Genomic DNA, 17,228 nt, shown 5'->3' on the forward strand with positions numbered 1-17,228 from the left:
TTCAGCCATCAAAGCCAGTCCGCAGTGCCTGGCCGACAAAGCCCCTTATCGGCTGCGTTACCCGCAGGAACAACGCAGCAGATAGCTGGTTCAGCGGCTAAACATCTATCCCTGCGTCACCCCGAGCCTGCTTTTCCGAAGGTTACTGACGCATTCCACGACCACTCACCAGCAGGCGGACGCAGATCCCATACAACACCGCCGTAGCGACCAGCATAAAACCGATGGCAATGCTGATGCGGATATCCGAGACGCCCAGAATGCCGTAACGGAAGGCGTTGACCATGTGCAGCACCGGGTTGGCCATGGACACCGTCTGCCAGAACGGCGGCAGCAGGTTGATCGAATAGAACACCCCGCCCAGGTAGGTCAGCGGCGTCAGCACGAAGGTCGGGATGATCGAAATATCATCAAAATTGCGCGCGTACACCGCATTGATGAAGCCGCCCAGGGAGAAAATCGTCGCGGTCAGCAACACCACCAGCATGGTGATCCCCAGGTGATGCACCTGCAGCTCGGTGAAAAACAGCGACAGCAAGGTGACGATCAGCCCCACCGCCAGGCCGCGCAGCACGCCGCCGATGGTGTAGCCCAGCAAGATGGTGTGCGGCGAGACCGGCGCCACCATCAGCTCCTCGACCGAACGCTGGAATTTGCTGCCAAAGAAGCTCGACACCACGTTGCCGTAGGCGTTGGTGATCACCGACATCATGATCAGGCCCGGCACTATGTATTCCATGTAGCTGAAGCCACCCATGTCGCCGATCTGCCGGCCTATCAGATTGCCGAAGATGACGAAGTACAACACCATGGTGATCGCAGGCGGCAGCAGGGTTTGCGGCCAGATCCGCATGAACCGGCGGATTTCCCGATAGACGATGGTATTCAGGGCGACCCAGTTCGCCTGCAGCTCGGTATTGATTAGTTCCGAATTCATACCGCCACCTTCGCCAGATTTTTCTCCACCAGGGAGACGAACAGCTCCTCCAGGCGATTGGTTTTATTGCGCAAGCTGAGCACCTGAATGTTCTGCTGTGCCAGTTGGCGGAACAGTTCGCTGACCCCCTGGCTCTTCTCCACCTGCACCTCGAGGGTATGGCTATCCAGCAGTTGCGCGGGATAACCGATCAATTGCGGTGGGATCAACAGCGAGTCCTTGAGGTCAAGCAGGAAAGTTTCCACATGCAGTTTCTTCAGCAGTTCACGCATGCTGGTGTTCTCGACGATCCGGCCGTGGTCGATGATGCCGATATTGCGGCACAGCTGCTCGGCCTCTTCCAGATAGTGGGTGGTCAGAATGATGCTGATGCCCTGCTCATTCAGTTCGGTGAGAAAGGTCCACATCGAACGCCGCAGCTCGATATCCACACCGGCGGTGGGTTCATCGAGAATCAGCAGGCGCGGCTGATGCACCAGCGCGCGGGCAATCATCAGGCGGCGCTTCATCCCACCGGAGAGCTCCCGCGAGGGCGCGTTGCGCTTGTCCCAGAGCCCCAGTTGAGTCAGGTACTGCTCAGCGCGCTCCTTGGCGATACGCGCCGGAATACCGTAGTAACCGGCCTGGGTCACCACTATGTCGAAGGTCTTCTCGAACTGGTTGAAGTTGAATTCCTGCGGCACCACGCCCAGGCAGCGCTTGAGCGCGGACGGATTGCGATCGAGGTCATGGCCAAACACGCTCACCGTGCCACTGCTCTTGTTGACCAGGGTCGACAGGATGCCAATGGTGGTGGATTTACCAGCGCCATTGGGGCCGAGCAACGCAAAAAAGTCGCCTTCGGCCACTTCCAGGTCAATACCATGAAGGGCCTGAAAGCCATTGCCGTAGGTTTTGGTCAACTGTCGGATGGACAGAGCGGTAGTCATGAGGGGCACGCACACAATGAAAGGGGCTGGTTAGATAGAGGTTGACGCGGGCAATTGCAACCACCTGTTTTCAGGTTAGCGGAGTCATCACGCCGCGGCGGAAGGCCGGCCTGCTGCGCAGCCGTTCGTACCAGGCAGCCAGATGCGGCAGCTCGGGGCGGACGATGGGCATCTCAAACCAGGCATAGGCGATGCTGCCCAGAGGGATATCGCCCATGGCGAACTGCTCGCCGGACAGATATGGCCGACTGGCCAAAGCCTTCTCGGGGATCGCCAACAGCTCGCCACAGCGCTCCAGGGCAGCCTCGATCAGCACCAGGTCGCGCTGCTCCTGCGGCGTACGCACGGTGCCCACGAATAGATCGCTGAAGGGGTCGATCAGGCTGGAGGAGACCCAGTCCATCCACTTGTCGCCTTCCGCGCGCCGGGCGGGAGACTCCGAGTAAAGGCTGCCTGGCGCATACCGGGCGGCCAGGTAGCGAACGATGGCGTTGGACTCCCAGAGCACCAGGTCGCCGTCCTCGATCATGGGGATCAGGCCGTTAGGGTTCTTCGCCCGGTATTCCGCTTCATTCACCAGGCCGAACGCGCCGCCGGCGTCGATGGACTGATAGACCACCCCAGCCTCTTCGGCACACCACAACACCTTGCGTACGTTGGAAGAGTTCTTCCGCCCCCAGATCTTCAGCATGTCGTCCTGCTCCTCATTCGCGCTAGCTCAGGTGCGGGACCATGCCTCAGGCGGCCCCGGAGCAACGCACCCTAGCATGTCGATACCAGGAAGGAAGACACGAATTCTGATCTTAACTATCGATCCGCTTCATGCTGGTCACCTCGGCCTGCAGGTCGCCGGTCATGAACAGCGAGCCCGCCTCGAACAGGTGCGGGTAGCACTTCTCCAGATAGCCGAAGAACAGCGCCTCAGGCAGATCGGCGAACTGACCATGATCGGCCAGGTACTCCATATGGCGTTCGCCCTGCTGGTTGAACGGCTGAAACACGCTGTCGGTTCGCCCATCGAACTCCAGCGGCGCCACCTTGAATAGCCGACACTGGCTCAGATTGAACGCAGGCGTGGCCTTGATCCAACGCCCTTCGAGATAAAGTTCGGTGTAGCCGTGCATGGCGAACCGCGTAGTACAGGCTCACCGCCTGCGCGAGCGGGTCACGGCTGCTGCCGCGCATGCGCTCGGCGAACTCCACCAACGTCGGGTGGTCACTATCGATGAAGCGGCCGGGTTCGAGATATTCGCGCATGGGGACGTTCTCCTGGCGGCGTAGCGTCAATAAGGCAGGGTTTCATTCAAACCGAACCTCAGCCTAACGGCGCCAGTTCTGCCGCGCTCACGACGATTCGGCCAAGATCACCGCCCTTGTCGCCATCTTCTGTCGATGCCGACTAAGCTCGTGACGGCTGGCTATAGCCCCGCTGTCTTCATGGAGGATTCTGCATGCTCGCTGCCTGGTTGCTCGTTCTGCTTCTCGGCGTCGCCTTTCTGGCTCACCGTCGCACCGCCCCGCTACCTGCCCTGGCATTGGTCGCCACCTATTTGCTGGTGATGGCCGCGTTCAGTCGCGCGCCTATAGTGCTGCAAGCGATTTTCTGGTTGCTTTGGCTCGGCGTGGCTTTACCGCTGGCGTTGCCAGAACTGCGCCGCAAGTGGATCAGCACGCCGCTGTTCGCCTGGTTCCAGCGCACACTGCCAGCCATGTCGGAAACCGAGCGCGATGCCATCGAGGCCGGCACCGTCTGGTGGGACGGCGAACTATTCAGCGGCCGCCCGAACTGGGACAAGCTACTCGCCTACCCCAAGGCGCAACTGACGGAAGAAGAACAAGCCTTTCTCGACGGCCCGACCGAAGAGCTCTGCGCGATGGTCAGCGACTGGGAAATCGGCCAACTGCTGGATCTGCCGCCCGCAGCCTGGGAACACATCAAGCAACACGGCTTCTTCGCCCTGATCATTCCCAAGCAATACGACGGCAAGGGCTTCTCCGCCTATGCCCACTCGCAAGTCGCGATGAAACTGGCGACCCGCAGCGGCGACCTGGCCTCCACCGTGATGGTGCCCAACTCCCTCGGCCCCGCCGAACTGCTGCTGCATTACGGCACCGCTGAACAGCGCCAACACTACCTGCCACGCCTGGCCCGCGGCGCTGACATCCCCTGCTTCGCCCTCACTGGCCCGCTGGCGGGCTCGGATGCCGGCGCCATGCCGGATGTCGGGATCATCTGCAAAGGCCAATGGCAAGGCCAGGAAGTCATAGGCCTACGCCTAACCTGGGAGAAGCGCTACATCACCCTTGGCCCGGTCGCGACGCTGCTCGGCCTGGCGTTCAAGGCCTATGACCCCGAGCACCTGCTGGGCGAGAAAGAAGATCTCGGCATCAGCCTCGCACTGGTGCCCAGCGAAACCCCGGGAGTCGAAATCGGCCGCCGCCACCTACCGCTCGGCGCCGCCTTTATGAACGGACCAAACTCCGGCAAAGACGTGTTCATCCCGCTAGACTATTTGATTGGCGGACAGGCCATGCTCGGCAAGGGCTGGATGATGTTGATGAACTGCCTGTCGGTCGGCCGCTCCATCTCGCTGCCGGCAGTCGGCACCGGCGCGGCCAAGTACACCAGCCTGGTGACCGGCCAATACGCGCAGATCCGCGAGCAGTTCAACCTGCCTCTGGCGGCCTTCGAAGGGATTCAGGAAGTCCTGGCGCGGATCGGCGGCAATGCCTGGCTGATGGACAGCGCGCGCATCCTCACCGCCAATGCGGTGGATCTGGGCGAAAAACCCTCGGTGCTCTCCGCCATTCTCAAGTACCACCTGACCGAGCGCGGTCGTGAATGCATCAGCCACGCCATGGATGTGCATGGCGGCAAGGGCATCATCATGGGCCCGAATAACTACCTGGGCCGCGCGTGGCAAGGGGCGCCGATCTCCATCACCGTGGAAGGCGCCAATATTCTCTCGCGCAACCTGATGATCTTTGGCCAGGGCGCGATCCGCTGCCATCCCTATGTACTCAAGGAAATGGCGCTGGCTGGCCGTGAAGACCAGAAGCAGGCGCTGCTCGAATTCGACCGACTGCTGCTGCAACACATCGGCTTCGCCGTCAGCAATACCGCCAGCAGCTTGATCCTCGGACTGACCCTCGGCGGTTTCGCGCAGGTGCCCGGCGACAACCTCAGCCGCCCTTACTTTCGCGCACTGAACCGCCTTGCCGCCGCCTTCGCCCTGCTCGCCGACTTCAGCATGATGCTACTCGGCGGCGAGCTGAAACGCCGCGAACGCCTGTCCGCGCGGCTGGGCGATGTGCTCAGCCACCTGTATCTGGCCTCTGCGGCACTCAAGCGTTATCACGACCTCGACTCTCCCGAATACCTGCGCCCCTCGGTGCGCTGGGCACTTGAAGAAAGCCTGGGACAAGCCGAACAAGCGCTCGACGGGCTACTCAGCAACTTCCCCAACCGGGTATTTGGCTACCTGTTACGCGTCCTGGTGTTTCCCCTCGGGCGCCGCCACAAGGGCCCATCGGACGCACAGGATGCCGAGATCGCCGGCATTCTCGGGCGCGCCAGTGGCGACCCGGCGCTGGAGGCGCTGCTCGCCGGCTGCTATCGCCCGCCAGCGCAAAGCGACCCGGTCGGCGCCTTGCAGCATGCCGTCAACCTGCTGAGCGCCAGCCAACCACTGCAGAAAAAACTGCAGCAGGCGCTCAAGGATGACCGGGTACAACCGGCCGCAGGCGAAAACGCCATTGACGCCGCGCTCGCCGCTGGCGTGCTACTCCCTGAAGAGGCGCAGACCTTGCATCAGGCCGAAGCGGCGCGGCGCCAGGTGATCGATGTCGACGACTTCGCCAAGGACGAGCTCAAGCTCAGCCACGGTAAAGTCCGCTAGGAGCCTGTCGGGCTTAGGGACAGTTCCAAGTCCGACAGGCTTCTGGGGGACAGCGGGCGCCGGGAGCTCTATACTTGCGCGCCCGTTTTGCTCTTGAGGATTTGCGCATGGCCAGCCCCTATCTCGACCACCATCTCGCCTTGCTCGCGCACCTGCGCGGCATCCTGGTCGCCTTGGGCGAGGCCGAGCAGGTTCCCGAGGAAAGCCATGCGCTGTTCCTCGACCGTTTCGATGAGCTGCTGACACTGCTGCAGGCGTCTCCGGAAGAAAGCCTCTACCTGGGCCAGGATCTGCTCTGCCAGGTCATCCACCGCTACCCTCAAATCGCCCATCTGGTACCACGCGACCTGCTGTGGTTCTTCGGCGGCGATTGCCTGCATTTCATGCCGGATGAGGAAATCAGCCTGTTCCAGGCCCTCGACGAGCGTCGCTACGAAGCCGCGCAAAATGACGAACCCTTCGACTGGGAACAGGAAAAGCGCTTTCTCGCCATCCCCGAGGAAAGCAGCAAGCACTAAAAGCCCGGACGCAGAAAAGAGAAAGGCCCGCACGGCAATACCGGCGGGCCTTTTTCATATTTCATGCGCATACCCCACAAAGTATGCGGAAACAAAAACGCCGCTCAGAGAGCGGCATTTTTGTTTATTTGGAGCGGGAAACGAGACTCGAACTCGCGACCCCGACCTTGGCAAGGTCGTGCTCTACCAACTGAGCTATTCCCGCTTGGGTTGCATCTACAACTGCGAATCTACAACTGAAAATGGCGTCCCCTAGGGGACTCGAACCCCTGTTACCGCCGTGAAAGGGCGGTGTCCTAGGCCACTAGACGAAGGGGACAAACAACGCTTATCAGCATCGTTTGGAAAATCTGGAGCGGGAAACGAGACTCGAACTCGCGACCCCGACCTTGGCAAGGTCGTGCTCTACCAACTGAGCTATTCCCGCTTGGGTTGCATCTACCACGCTACATCTACAACTGAAAATGGCGTCCCCTAGGGGACTCGAACCCCTGTTACCGCCGTGAAAGGGCGGTGTCCTAGGCCACTAGACGAAGGGGACGTTGCCCGGAACTCATGACAAGCCATGACGCACATTTTCCGTGCTTTGCATGCTCTACCTGTTGGCCTAGCGCTGCAAAGTGGCGCGAATTCTAGGGAGCCTTTCCAAGGCCGTCAACACTTGAGTGAAAATTACTTTAAATCAACGACTTCAGGGCAGAAACAGATGCGTATCTAAGCGATCGCTCAAACAGCTGGAAAGCCAATTGGCGCGGCCAATTCGATGACGCTGGAAAATATTAAGCCAGAGGTCGACGAACCCAGCCAACTGACTGACGGTCTCAAGTCACTGGCAGGCGATGACGATTAGAAGAAGAATGTGCACGACTAAGGCCGGCGCTTTGCCCTTAGAACCTGTTCATGATCTGCTGCGCGTCGGCCATGCCGCGTTGAAATCGGGCTCAAAATGCTCATTTACTACGTGTAAACTGCGCTGCGCCTTGTGACCCACATGGATGAGGGGAATGCCGTTATCCGTAGGGAACGGGTGCGGCCCTGACCTTAGCTCGCGAGATCGTGAACAGGCTCTTAACACCAACCTGAGCAGAAGAGGACACTCCACATGAGCCTGACCGTCTACGGCGCACCACTCTCCCCCTTCGTACGTAAGCTGCGGCTGTTTCTGGCCGAGAAAGGCCTCGACTATCAGCTGGAAATCATCACCCCGTTCGGTCAGCCCGCCTGGTACCGCGAACTCAGCCCGCTCGGCCGCATCCCCGCGCTCAAGGACGGCAATTTCACCCTCGCCGACTCCAGCGTGATCTGCCAGTACCTGGAAGACAAACACGCCAACCTGCCGCCACTCTACGGCCACGATGCCGAACAACGCGCCCAGGTGCGTTGGCTGGAGAAATACGCCGACTACGAGCTGGCGCCGCTGACCACCTTTGCCATCTTTCGCAACCGCGCCCTCAAACCAACCATGGGCCAGCTCTGCGATGAAGCCGCGGTACACACCGCACTGAACGACAAGCTACCGACGCACTTCGACTACCTGGAGAAGACCCTGGGTAGTGCCGCCTACTTTGTCGGCGAGGCGCTGAGCGTGGCCGACCTGGCCTTCGCCTGCCAGTTGATCAACATGGAGCACGGTGGCGAACAACTGGATGCCCAGCGCTGGCCCGGACTGACGGCGCTATACGCCCGGATCAAGGCGCGTGAGTCGGTACAGGCAGTGCTTCCAGGCGAGCAGAAGATGCTGGCCAAGTTGAGCGGCAAGGCTTAACCGCCACAGCAACCAAGAAGCTCGGTGATGCCGGGCTTCTTGGTTGCGCGAATTTTATACCGACTGTTCAGCAGTCGGTCAGGCGCAGAAATAAAGTCGCGCTCATCGGCCAGCAATGACTCCAGCTGCGCCGCCAACAAACCATAGCCCTCCAGCCCCGCTGCACTTTGCTGTAGATCGATCAGCCCTGCACCTCCAACAACTTCAGCCCCACCCAATACCGCGCGAACTGATAGGCGCAGCAGCCATTGCGATTACCACGACCCAGCGCCCAGCGAATAGCGAGTATTGCCAACTCGTTATCCCACGCCCAAATCAGCCCGGCCTGCGTCGCCAACACGCCGATCCAGTGGCGCACCACGTCGAGGAAATGCTCCTGGCTAAAGGGATAGAACGGCAGCCACAGGCCGAAGCGGTCGGACAGCGCAATCTTGTCCTCCACCGCCTCATTCGGGTGTAGCTCGCCATCGACCATCTGCCAGTTTTCGTTGTCGCTTTGCTTTTCCGGCAGCAGATGGCGGCGGTTTGACGTGGGGCATACAGCAACACATTGTCCGGAGCGCGTTCCAGCGAGCCATCCAGCACACTTTTCAGCACGCGGTAGTCACCCTCGCCAGCCGCGAAAGACAGGTCATCACAGAACAACACGAAGCGCTGCGGCTGCTTCGCCAGCAGTTCGACCACGCGCGGCAGATCGGCCAGATGATCGCGCTCAATCTCGATCAACCGCAGCCCGGTGCCAGCGTGCCGCCAAGCTCTGACTCCAATCGAGCGGCACCCGCAGCGCCGGCAATAGGGGCTCGAGACGTGCCAGCACGGCATCCGCACGTTCTAGGAAAGCACTCAAACGGGAGTCCATGGCTTGCTCCTCAGGATCGATCAGAGGCATTGCGCCCCGCCAGCCAGCGAGTCAGATCGGCTATGCTTGGCGAGCGCACGGACACGAGGCTGGCCCAGCTACCCATGGATATATCGCTCACCCATCGCCTGTCATTCAAACAGGCCAGCCTGACGGTACTGGTAGCGTTTATCCTCGGCACCTTGCTCAGCCTGCTTCAGGTGAGCAGCGATTATGCCAGCGAAGATGCCTCCATCAACCGCGAGATGCGTGCGTTACTGGAGATCAGCCACAACCCCGCTACCCGCATCGCCTACAACATCGATACGGAGTTGGCCCAGGAGTTGGTTGTCGGCCTGTTGCGCTCGCCCGCCGTAGTCCGTGCCGAGCTCATCGACGACAGTGGCGTGAGCCTGGCCAGCGGCAAGCGCCCACGCATCGAGAGCGACTATCGGCTCTTCAGCGACTACCTGTTCGGCGAGCGCCGGCAGTTCGAAGATCCGCTGTTCATTGCCCACGCCCCCCATGAAACCCTCGGCCTACTGCACCTGGAAGTGGACACCTACGCCTTTGGCAGCCACTTCCTGCGGCGCGCCCTGCTCACCTTGCTCAGCGGCTTTGCCTACAGCTTACTGCTCTCGCTAATCCTGCTGGTGCTGTTCTACTTCATGCTGACCAAACCGCTCATCGGCGTCATCCACGCCCTCAGCGCGCGCGACCTACGCAGCCCGACACGCCAAATGCTGCCCTGCCCGGTCGGCCATGAGCACGATGAAATCGGCATTCTGGTGGATGTCACCAACCAGCAACTGACTAGCATCGCCGAGGAAATCGAACAACGGCGTGCGGCCGAGGATCGCCTGACCCAGTACCTCAGCGAGCTGGAGAACATCATCTCTGCCCGCACCACCGAGCTGAAAGCGAGTAACACCCGCCTGACTTTGTCGAATCAAGAACTGGAGGTCGCGCACAGCATGGCCCATGAGATAGCCCTGGCGCGCGCCACCTTTCTGGCCAACATGAGCCACGAGATCCGCACGCCCCTCAACGGCCTGCTTGGCATGCTCGCCCTGGCGCTCGACAGCCCGCTGAATACCGAGCAGCGCCAACAACTGTCGATCGCCCACGACTCCGGCAAGGTACTGGTGGAACTGCTGAACGACATCCTCGATCTGTCCAAGTTCGAGGCCGGCCAGCTGGAGCTGGAGTGCATTCCCTTCGACCTCGGCGCACTGGTCGAGGACACCGCCAGCCTGTTGTCGCAGAACGCCGGCCCCAGTGTCGAGTTAACCTGCCTGATCGATCCACTGCTGCCGGCGCAGCTGCTTGGCGACCCGACCCGTATCCGCCAGATCGTCAGCAACCTGCTGTCCAACGCCCTCAAGTTCACCCACTTCGGCCGCGTCGATCTACGCGTCAGCGCCACTGCCCTGGGCGTGCAGATCATCGTCGGCGATAGCGGCATCGGCATCGCCGAAGCGGCCCAGGCGCGGATTTTCCAGCCATTTGCCCAAGCCGGCGCGGCTATCACCCGCGAGTACGGCGGCACCGGGCTCGGCCTGACCTTGACCCGGCAGCTCTGCGAAGCCATGCACGGGCAACTCAGCCTGACCTCGCAGCTAGGCGTTGGTAGCCAGTTCTGCGCCGCGCTGCCGCTAACCGGTTCCACTCCTGCACTGGAGCTGCCGCCGCTGCAAGGCCGCGTGCTCGCACTCAGCCCCGCCAGCAGCGGCCTGAGCGAGCTACTGGGCAACCTGCTGCCGGCCTGGGGCCTGGATTATCAGCGCCTGGACGCCACCGCCGACCTTACGGAAATCGAGGCCGACCTGCTGATTAGCGACTACCCGGAAGCGCTGCTCGGCCTGCGCCCGGCCCTTTCGCAGCCAATCCTGCTCATCACCGCCTACGGCAACTTTATGCCCAGCGAGCAAGCCGCCGCCCTGGCCCCCATGGAGCAGCTGGCTCGGCCCTTGGCGCGCACGGCACTCTATCAAGCCCTGCAGCGCGTCCTGCAGCCGCACGCCGAGAGAGTTGCCAGCCCCGCTCACGCAGCGCCACAGGTACAAAGACAGGGACGCGTGCTCCTGGTGGAAGACAACCCGGTCAACCAATTGGTGGCCAAAGGCATGCTGAGTAAAATGGGCTACCAGGTGCTGATCGCCGCGCACGGTGGCCAGGCGCTCGACAGCCTAGAGCAAGAGCGCGTCGATCTGGTCCTGATGGACTGCAATATGCCGGTGATGGATGGCTATGAAGCCAGCCGCAGGATTCGCCAGAGCGGGCGCTGGCCGGACTTGCCGATCATTGCCCTGACCGCCAACGCCCTGCCGGACGAACGCGAGCGCTGCGCCGCCGCCGGCATGAACGACTACCTGGCCAAACCCTTTCGCCGTGAAGAGCTGGCCGCCTTACTGGAGCAATGGTTACCAGTTACGGCAAGGCCATAAGCCGATCGAGCAGATCGCCGATCCGGCTGCGCAACTCATCCAACTCATCCAGATTGACCCCGCTTGCGCAGAGCAACTGCGTCTTCAGCGGCAACACCTGCTCGCGCAAGGCCAAGCCCGCGGCAGTTAACGCCAGATGCACTTCGCGCTCATCCCGTGTCGCCCGCTGGCGCAGCACCAGCCCCAACTGCTGCAGACGCTTGAGCAGCGGAGTCAGCGTACCGGAGTCCAGCAGCAGACGCTCGCCCAAGGCCTTCACCGTCGGCTGCTCAGGCGCTGCACCCTGCCACTCCCAGAGCACCAGCATCACCAGGTACTGCGGGTAGGTCAGGCCGAGTTGATCGAGCATCGGCTTATAGGCTCGGGTCACCGCACGCGAGGCAGCGTACAGCTTGAAACACAGCTGATTGTCGAGCTGCAGCGCCGTTAACGCATCGAGTTGCGGCACATTCATCTCGGTCATTTCAAGAGGGCTTCGATCTCGGCAGTCAGGTCCTCTGGCTTGGTCGTCGGCGCGAAACGCTTGACCAATTTGCCGTCCCGACCGATCAGGAACTTGGTGAAGTTCCATTTCACGCCCTGGCTACCGAGCAGGCCTGGCGCGCGCTTTTTCAGCTGGACGAACAGCGGGTGAGCGCCCGTGCCATTCACATCGATCTTCTTGAACAGCGGAAAGCTCACGCCAAAGTTCAACTCACAGAATTCGGAGATCGCGCCTTCGTTGCCCGGCTCTTGCTTACCGAACTGATTGCAGGGGAAACCCAACACCACCAGCCCCTGATCCTTGTATTCCTGCCAGAGGTGCTCCAGACCTCTGTATTGCGGGGTGAAACCGCATTGACTGGCGGTGTTGACCACCAGCACAGCCTTGCCGCCGAAATCGGCCAGGGTCTTCTGCTCACCTTTGATCGTGGTACAGGGAATGTTGAGAAGTGCGTCGCTCATGGAATGGCTCCTGAATAGAGTGGGGACAACAATCAAAATAGCGAGCAATTCAATTGCGTGCAATTGAATTAACCCAAAATAAGGCCCACTGATCAGCAGGCCTTCTCTTGACTACTTATGGCCGCGGCTTGAGTTTGAGCGACGCCGAATTGATGCAATAGCGCAGCCCCGTCGGCTTCGGCCCATCCGGGAACAGATGCCCCAGGTGCGCATCGCACTTGGCGCAGGTCACTTCGATACGGTGCATGCCGTGGCTGAAGTCATCCTTGCTGGCGATCGCACTGTTGGACGCGGGCTGGTAGTAACTGGGCCAGCCGGTGCCGGAATCGAATTTCGCCTCGGAGTCGAACAACGCCGCGTCGCAGCAGGCGCAGTGGTAAACGCCCGGGGTTTTGTCAGCGTGATACTTACCAGTAAACGCGCGCTCCGTCCCGCCCAGCCGGCAGACGTGAAACTGCTCGTCGGACAGTTCGTCACGCCAGGCATCCAGGGGTTTCTCGAGCTTGTCCATGGGTACACCTCTTGATCTGAAAAAAGCCCGACCTGTACCTTTTCCGAGGCTCGGGCCACACGTATGATTGCCGCACTTTAGACGCCAGTCTGTCACCCGCGTTACAGGCTGCCAAGCCGCGCCCAGCTGACTTTTACCAGCCTGTTCTACGGCGTTCGTTCATTTCGGGATTACACACATGCAGGTCAGCAAATCGAACAAGCTCGCCAACGTCTGCTATGACATTCGCGGGCCGGTGCTCAAGCACGCCAAACGCCTGGAAGAGGAAGGCCATCGCATCCTCAAGCTGAACATCGGCAACCCGGCGCCGTTTGGCTTCGAAGCCCCGGAGGAAATTCTCCAGGACGTGATCCGCAACCTGCCGACCGCCCAAGGTTACAGCGACTCCAAAGGCCTGTTCAGCGCCCGCAAGGCGGTGATGCAGTACTACCAGCAGAAGCAGGTGGAAGGCGTCGGCATTGAAGACATCTACCTCGGCAACGGCGTGTCCGAGCTGATCGTGATGTCCATGCAGGCCCTGCTCAACAACGGCGACGAGGTGTTGATCCCGGCCCCGGACTACCCGCTGTGGACCGCCGCAGTCAGCCTGGCCGGCGGCAATCCGGTGCACTACCTGTGCGACGAGCAAGCCAACTGGTGGCCGGATCTGGACGACATCAAGGCCAAGATCACGCCGAACACCAAGGCGCTGGTGATCATCAACCCGAACAACCCGACCGGCGCCGTGTATTCCAAGGAAGTGCTGGAAGGCATGGTCGAACTGGCGCGTCAGCACAATCTGGTGCTGTTCTCCGATGAGATCTACGACAAGATCCTCTACGACGAGGCCGTGCACATCTCCACCGCCGCCTTGGCGCCGGACGTGCTGTGCCTGACCTTTAACGGGCTGTCGAAGTCCTATCGCGTCGCCGGTTTCCGCTCCGGCTGGGTCGCCATCTCCGGGCCGAAGCAGAAAGCCCAGAGCTACATCGAAGGCATCGATATCCTCGCCAACATGCGCCTGTGCGCCAACGTGCCGAGCCAGCACGCGATCCAGACCGCCCTCGGCGGCTACCAGAGCATCAACGATCTGGTGTTGCCGCAAGGCCGCCTGCTCGAGCAGCGCAACCGCACCTGGGAACTGCTCAACGCCATCCCCGGCGTCAGTTGCGTCAAGCCGATGGGCGCGCTCTATGCGTTCCCGAAAATCGACCCGAAGGTCTGCCCGATCCACAACGACGAGAAGTTCGTCCTCGACTTGCTGCTGTCGGAGAAACTCCTGGTCGTCCAAGGCACCGCCTTCAATTGGCCGTGGCCGGATCACTTCCGCGTAGTCACGCTGCCGCGCCTGGACGATCTGGATCAGGCCATCGGGCGAATCGGCAACTTCCTCAAGTCGTATAGCCAATAAGCAACTGAGCACTATGAGCCAGGCCAAACACTGATGGATCTGCAGATCGACGACTTTTATAAAGATGCCGCCGCCGGCCTGCTGCTGCTCTACCAAGCCTTCCCGCGCAGAGTCGGCCTGTATGTCGAGGACCTGATCGGCCGCGAAGAACCCGACGAGTTCGGCCTGCCGAGCAAACGGCACCAAAGCTGCTTTGGCGCCCTGCTCTGGCTGGCGGATGAAGGCTATCTGCGCTACGACTCGACCATCCACCAGGACGCCCTGGATCAGGCCGTGCTCAGCGAAAAGGGCTTCCTGCGCCTGTCGCGTGGCACCCCTCAGGCCCCGCGCGAAGGCGAAGCCCTGCCGCCTAGCGTGCGTCGCGTACACGCCAGCCTGGCTCACCAACTGCGCGAAGCGCTGGCCAGCCAGCACAGTGAACGCGTCGCGCGCCTGACCCGCCTGCTGTTCGCCAGCAACCTGCTTGGCGCAAGCGACACAGTTTGAAATAGTCCCTCGGTTGAATAGCGAGGGCGCGCGCCCTTATATAGCCCGCATTAGTCATACGTCTTTCGCCGTGAGGAGAAGCTTCACACCATGATGCGCATTCTGTTGTTCCTGGCCACCAACCTGGCGGTACTGTTGATTGCCAGTATCACCCTCAAGCTGCTCGGGGTAGACCGCTTTACCGGCCAGAATTACGGCAGCCTGCTGGTTTTTTGCGCCGTGTTCGGTTTCGCCGGCTCGCTGATCTCGCTGTTCATCTCCAAGTGGATGGCGAAGATGAGCACCGGCACCCAGATCATCAGCCAGCCACGCACCCGCCACGAACAGTGGCTGCTGCAAACCGTCGAGGAACTGTCCCGCGCAGCCGGGATCAAGATGCCCGAAGTCGGCATCTTCCCCGCTTACGAATCCAACGCCTTCGCCACCGGCTGGAACAAGAACGACGCCCTGGTAGCGGTCAGCCAAGGTCTGCTGGAGCGCTTCTCGCCGGATGAAGTGAAAGCCGTACTGGCCCATGAAATCGGCCACGTGGCCAACGGCGACATGGTCACCCTGGCACTGATCCAGGGCGTGGTGAACACCTTCGTGATGTTCTTCGCACGGATCTTCGGCAACTTCGTCGACAAGGTGATCCTCAAGAATGAAGAGGGCCAGGGTATCGGCTTCTATGTGGCGACCATCTTCGCCGAACTGGTACTGGGCATCCTCGCCAGCATCATCGTCATGTGGTTCTCGCGCAAACGTGAGTTCCGCGCCGACGAAGCCGGCGCCCGCCTAGCCGGCACCAGCGCGATGATCGGCGCCTTGCAGCGCCTGCGCTCCGAACAGGGCGTACCGGTGCACATGCCGGAAAGCCTGACCGCCTTCGGCATCAACGGTGGCATCAAGCACGGCCTGAAAAGCCTGTTTATGAGCCACCCACCGCTGGAAGCACGCATCGAAGCGCTGCGTCAGCGCGGCTAATCACCCTCGATGATGAAGATAGGGCGGCGTGAGCCGCCCTTTTTATTGCCTCAGATAAACTAACGTCGAACCATGCGATAAACCCGCTCATCCAGCCGATCCAACCCACGCTGCAGAAACTTCCAGTTCTGCGCCGGCAACACATCCCGCGCCTCGAGGAACTGCAGCTGCCAGCCCGCCGCTAGCAGCCGCTGCACCTCTTCATCGGCCACGGCAAAGGGCGGGCCATCCATCAGCGTCTGGTCATAGTCGAGAGTAATCAATAAACCCTCGCAGCCATGCGGCAGGATACTCGCCAGATGCAACCCATAACGCTCGCGCATCTCCAGCGGCAAGGCAATCAGCGCGGCGCGGTCATAGAGCGCCACGCAATCGGCCACGTCCTCGGCCGCCAGGGCGAAGAAGTCGCCACACCAGAGCTGCACGGCCCCAGCCCGATACACCTTGAAGGCGCCCCGCTGGCTGATCTGTGGCTGCAGCTGTTGCTCATTGAAGAAGTCCTCAACCGCCCTCTCCGCCAACTCGATACCCACTACCTGCAGGCCTTGCGCTGCCAACCACACCAAGTCGAGGCTCTTGCCGCACAACGGCACCAGCACTCGCGCACCCTCAGGAATACTCAGTGCAGGCCAATGCTGCTGCAGGCAGGGATTAATCTCGGTCAAATGAAAGCCAATCTGGTTGCGCGACCAACGCTTCTGCCAAAACTCTTCGTCCACTACACCCTCACAAATTCGATCAAATAGCCCAAAATTTTATACTGGATATCGATATATCCAAGCGTGAAGATGCTGGCATCCCACTCGAGGAACCGCTCATGCTACCTAGTCTGTTCATTTCCCACGGCTCTCCCATGCTCGCCCTCGAGCCTGGAGCCAGCGGCCCGGCGTTGTCCCGGCTGGCTGCCGAACTGGCCAAACCGCGCGCCATTCTGGTGGTTTCCGCCCACTGGGAAAGCAGCGAACTGTTGATCAACAGCAATCCTAAACCGGACACCTGGCATGACTTCTATGGCTTTCCAGCCGAGCTGTATGCCGTCCAATACCCCGCCCCAGGCGATCCCGAGCTGGCTACCGAAGTGCTGCGTCTGCTCGCCGCCGCCGACCTGCCGGCACGCCTGGACCCCGAACGCACGCGCGATCACGGTGCGTGGGTGCCGCTGTCATTGATGTACCCGCAGGCGGACATCCCCGTGACCCAGGTTTCCATTCCGACTCGCCTTGGCCCCGCCTTTCAGACCCGCGTCGGCCGCGCCCTGGCCTGCTTGCGCGAACAAGGCGTACTACTGATTGGCTCCGGCAGCATCACCCACAACCTCGGCGAACTGAACTGGCGCGCTGGCCCCGAGGTGATAGCACCCTGGGCCAAGGAATTCCGCGACTGGGTGGCAGCCAAACTCGCCAGCGATGATGAAGACGCCCTGCACGACTACCGCCGCCAGGCACCCTCGGCCGCCCGTAACCACCCGAGCGACGAACACCTGCTGCCACTCTACTTCGCCCGCGGCGCAGGTAAGGTCTTCAGCCTGGTGCACCAGGGCTTCACCCTGGGTGCGCTGGGCATGGATATCTATCGCTTCGACTAAGGCTTTTCTGGGTCC

15 protein-coding genes, 4 tRNA genes and 3 pseudogenes are annotated in these 17,228 nt (G+C 61.1%); 8 read left to right on the forward strand and 14 right to left on the reverse strand.

Features of this window, described 5'->3' with window-relative positions:
* Nucleotides 1–142: 142 nt before the first annotated feature.
* From FFS12_RS10655 to FFS12_RS10670, 4 genes and pseudogenes are all read right to left on the reverse strand, one after another.
* Entirely contained in the window at nt 143–922 is a 780-nt protein-coding gene (locus FFS12_RS10655) for an ABC transporter permease (RefSeq protein ID WP_137886960.1), read from the reverse strand.
* 11 nt (nt 923–933) lie between these two features.
* A complete protein-coding gene (locus FFS12_RS10660; protein ID WP_137886814.1) occupies nt 934–1,866 on the reverse strand; it encodes an ABC transporter ATP-binding protein in 933 nt (310 codons plus the stop codon).
* Nucleotides 1,867–1,936: 70 nt separating this feature from the next.
* A complete protein-coding gene (locus tag FFS12_RS10665) occupies nt 1,937–2,557 on the reverse strand; it encodes a glutathione S-transferase family protein (protein WP_137886815.1) in 621 nt (206 codons plus the stop codon).
* Between the two features lie 112 nt (nt 2,558–2,669).
* Nucleotides 2,670–3,123: pseudogene (locus FFS12_RS10670) on the reverse strand (hypothetical protein).
* Nucleotides 3,124–3,317: 194 nt separating this feature from the next.
* Here FFS12_RS10670 and FFS12_RS10675 point away from each other — a divergent pair.
* Both FFS12_RS10675 and FFS12_RS10680 read left to right on the forward strand, forming a co-directional pair.
* Entirely contained in the window at nt 3,318–5,765 is a 2,448-nt protein-coding gene (locus tag FFS12_RS10675; protein ID WP_137886816.1) for an acyl-CoA dehydrogenase, read from the forward strand.
* A gap of 107 nt (nt 5,766–5,872) precedes the next feature.
* Nucleotides 5,873–6,283 carry a PA2817 family protein gene (locus tag FFS12_RS10680; RefSeq protein ID WP_137886817.1) on the forward strand — a complete coding sequence of 137 codons (411 nt, stop codon included), beginning with the start codon at nt 5,873–5,875 and terminating at the stop codon, nt 6,281–6,283.
* Nucleotides 6,284–6,412: 129 nt separating this feature from the next.
* Here FFS12_RS10680 and FFS12_RS10685 read toward each other — a convergent pair.
* From FFS12_RS10685 to FFS12_RS10700, 4 genes are all read right to left on the reverse strand, one after another.
* Nucleotides 6,413–6,488, reverse strand: a tRNA-Gly gene (locus FFS12_RS10685).
* A gap of 38 nt (nt 6,489–6,526) precedes the next feature.
* Nucleotides 6,527–6,602, reverse strand: a tRNA-Glu gene (locus tag FFS12_RS10690).
* A gap of 32 nt (nt 6,603–6,634) precedes the next feature.
* A tRNA-Gly gene (locus tag FFS12_RS10695) sits at nt 6,635–6,710 on the reverse strand.
* A 38-nt stretch (nt 6,711–6,748) separates the two neighbouring features.
* A tRNA-Glu gene (locus tag FFS12_RS10700) sits at nt 6,749–6,824 on the reverse strand.
* Between the two features lie 561 nt (nt 6,825–7,385).
* Between FFS12_RS10700 and FFS12_RS10705 the strand changes: the two genes are divergently transcribed.
* Entirely contained in the window at nt 7,386–8,048 is a 663-nt protein-coding gene (locus FFS12_RS10705) for a glutathione S-transferase family protein (RefSeq protein WP_137886818.1), read from the forward strand.
* A gap of 86 nt (nt 8,049–8,134) precedes the next feature.
* Here the strand turns inward: FFS12_RS10705 and FFS12_RS10710 are convergent.
* Nucleotides 8,135–8,233 (reverse strand): annotated as a pseudogene (locus tag FFS12_RS10710) (GAF domain-containing protein); the annotation flags it as partial.
* Nucleotides 8,230–8,907, reverse strand: a pseudogene (locus FFS12_RS20465) (ATP-binding protein). The pseudogenes FFS12_RS10710 and FFS12_RS20465, both read right to left, overlap by 4 nt.
* 62 nt (nt 8,908–8,969) lie before the next feature.
* On the opposite strand from FFS12_RS20465, the gene FFS12_RS10720 reads away from it, so the two are divergent.
* Entirely contained in the window at nt 8,970–11,333 is a 2,364-nt protein-coding gene (locus FFS12_RS10720) for a response regulator (RefSeq protein ID WP_256657365.1), read from the forward strand.
* On the opposite strand, the gene FFS12_RS10725 is transcribed toward FFS12_RS10720, so the two are convergent.
* From FFS12_RS10725 to msrB, 3 genes are all read right to left on the reverse strand, one after another.
* Complete coding sequence (locus FFS12_RS10725; protein WP_137886961.1) at nt 11,317–11,787, reverse strand: MarR family winged helix-turn-helix transcriptional regulator; 471 nt, start codon at nt 11,785–11,787, stop codon at nt 11,317–11,319. The two genes, FFS12_RS10720 and FFS12_RS10725, sit on opposite strands and share 17 nt — an antisense overlap.
* A 5-nt stretch (nt 11,788–11,792) precedes the next feature.
* Entirely contained in the window at nt 11,793–12,278 is a 486-nt protein-coding gene (locus tag FFS12_RS10730) for a glutathione peroxidase (protein WP_137886820.1), read from the reverse strand.
* A 115-nt stretch (nt 12,279–12,393) separates the two neighbouring features.
* On the reverse strand, nt 12,394–12,789 hold the full coding sequence (gene msrB, locus FFS12_RS10735) for a peptide-methionine (R)-S-oxide reductase MsrB (protein WP_137886821.1): 396 nt from the start codon (nt 12,787–12,789) through the stop codon (nt 12,394–12,396).
* Nucleotides 12,790–12,967: 178 nt separating this feature from the next.
* Here msrB and FFS12_RS10740 point away from each other — a divergent pair, with 178 nt between their 5' ends.
* From FFS12_RS10740 to htpX, 3 genes are all read left to right on the forward strand, one after another.
* Nucleotides 12,968–14,179 carry a pyridoxal phosphate-dependent aminotransferase gene (locus FFS12_RS10740; protein ID WP_137886822.1) on the forward strand — a complete coding sequence of 404 codons (1,212 nt, stop codon included), beginning with the start codon at nt 12,968–12,970 and terminating at the stop codon, nt 14,177–14,179.
* Between the two features lie 33 nt (nt 14,180–14,212).
* Nucleotides 14,213–14,665, forward strand: a complete 453-nt coding sequence (locus tag FFS12_RS10745; protein WP_137886823.1) for a hypothetical protein — start codon at nt 14,213–14,215, stop codon at nt 14,663–14,665.
* A gap of 90 nt (nt 14,666–14,755) precedes the next feature.
* On the forward strand, nt 14,756–15,628 hold the full coding sequence (htpX, locus tag FFS12_RS10750) for a protease HtpX (RefSeq protein WP_137886824.1): 873 nt from the start codon (nt 14,756–14,758) through the stop codon (nt 15,626–15,628).
* A 59-nt stretch (nt 15,629–15,687) separates the two neighbouring features.
* Here the strand turns inward: htpX and FFS12_RS10755 are convergent, their stop codons facing one another.
* Nucleotides 15,688–16,347 carry a thiopurine S-methyltransferase gene (locus FFS12_RS10755; RefSeq protein ID WP_137886825.1) on the reverse strand — a complete coding sequence of 220 codons (660 nt, stop codon included), beginning with the start codon at nt 16,345–16,347 and terminating at the stop codon, nt 15,688–15,690.
* Nucleotides 16,348–16,445: 98 nt separating this feature from the next.
* Here FFS12_RS10755 and FFS12_RS10760 point away from each other — a divergent pair, with 98 nt between their 5' ends.
* Nucleotides 16,446–17,213, forward strand: coding sequence for a class III extradiol ring-cleavage dioxygenase (locus FFS12_RS10760; RefSeq protein WP_137886826.1), 768 nt, complete (start codon nt 16,446–16,448; stop codon nt 17,211–17,213).
* The last annotated feature ends 15 nt before the right edge of the window (nt 17,214–17,228 follow it).

The organism is Pseudomonas sp. 2FE (assembly GCF_005503735.1).
In the GTDB taxonomy this organism is placed as follows: domain Bacteria; phylum Pseudomonadota; class Gammaproteobacteria; order Pseudomonadales; family Pseudomonadaceae; genus Aquipseudomonas.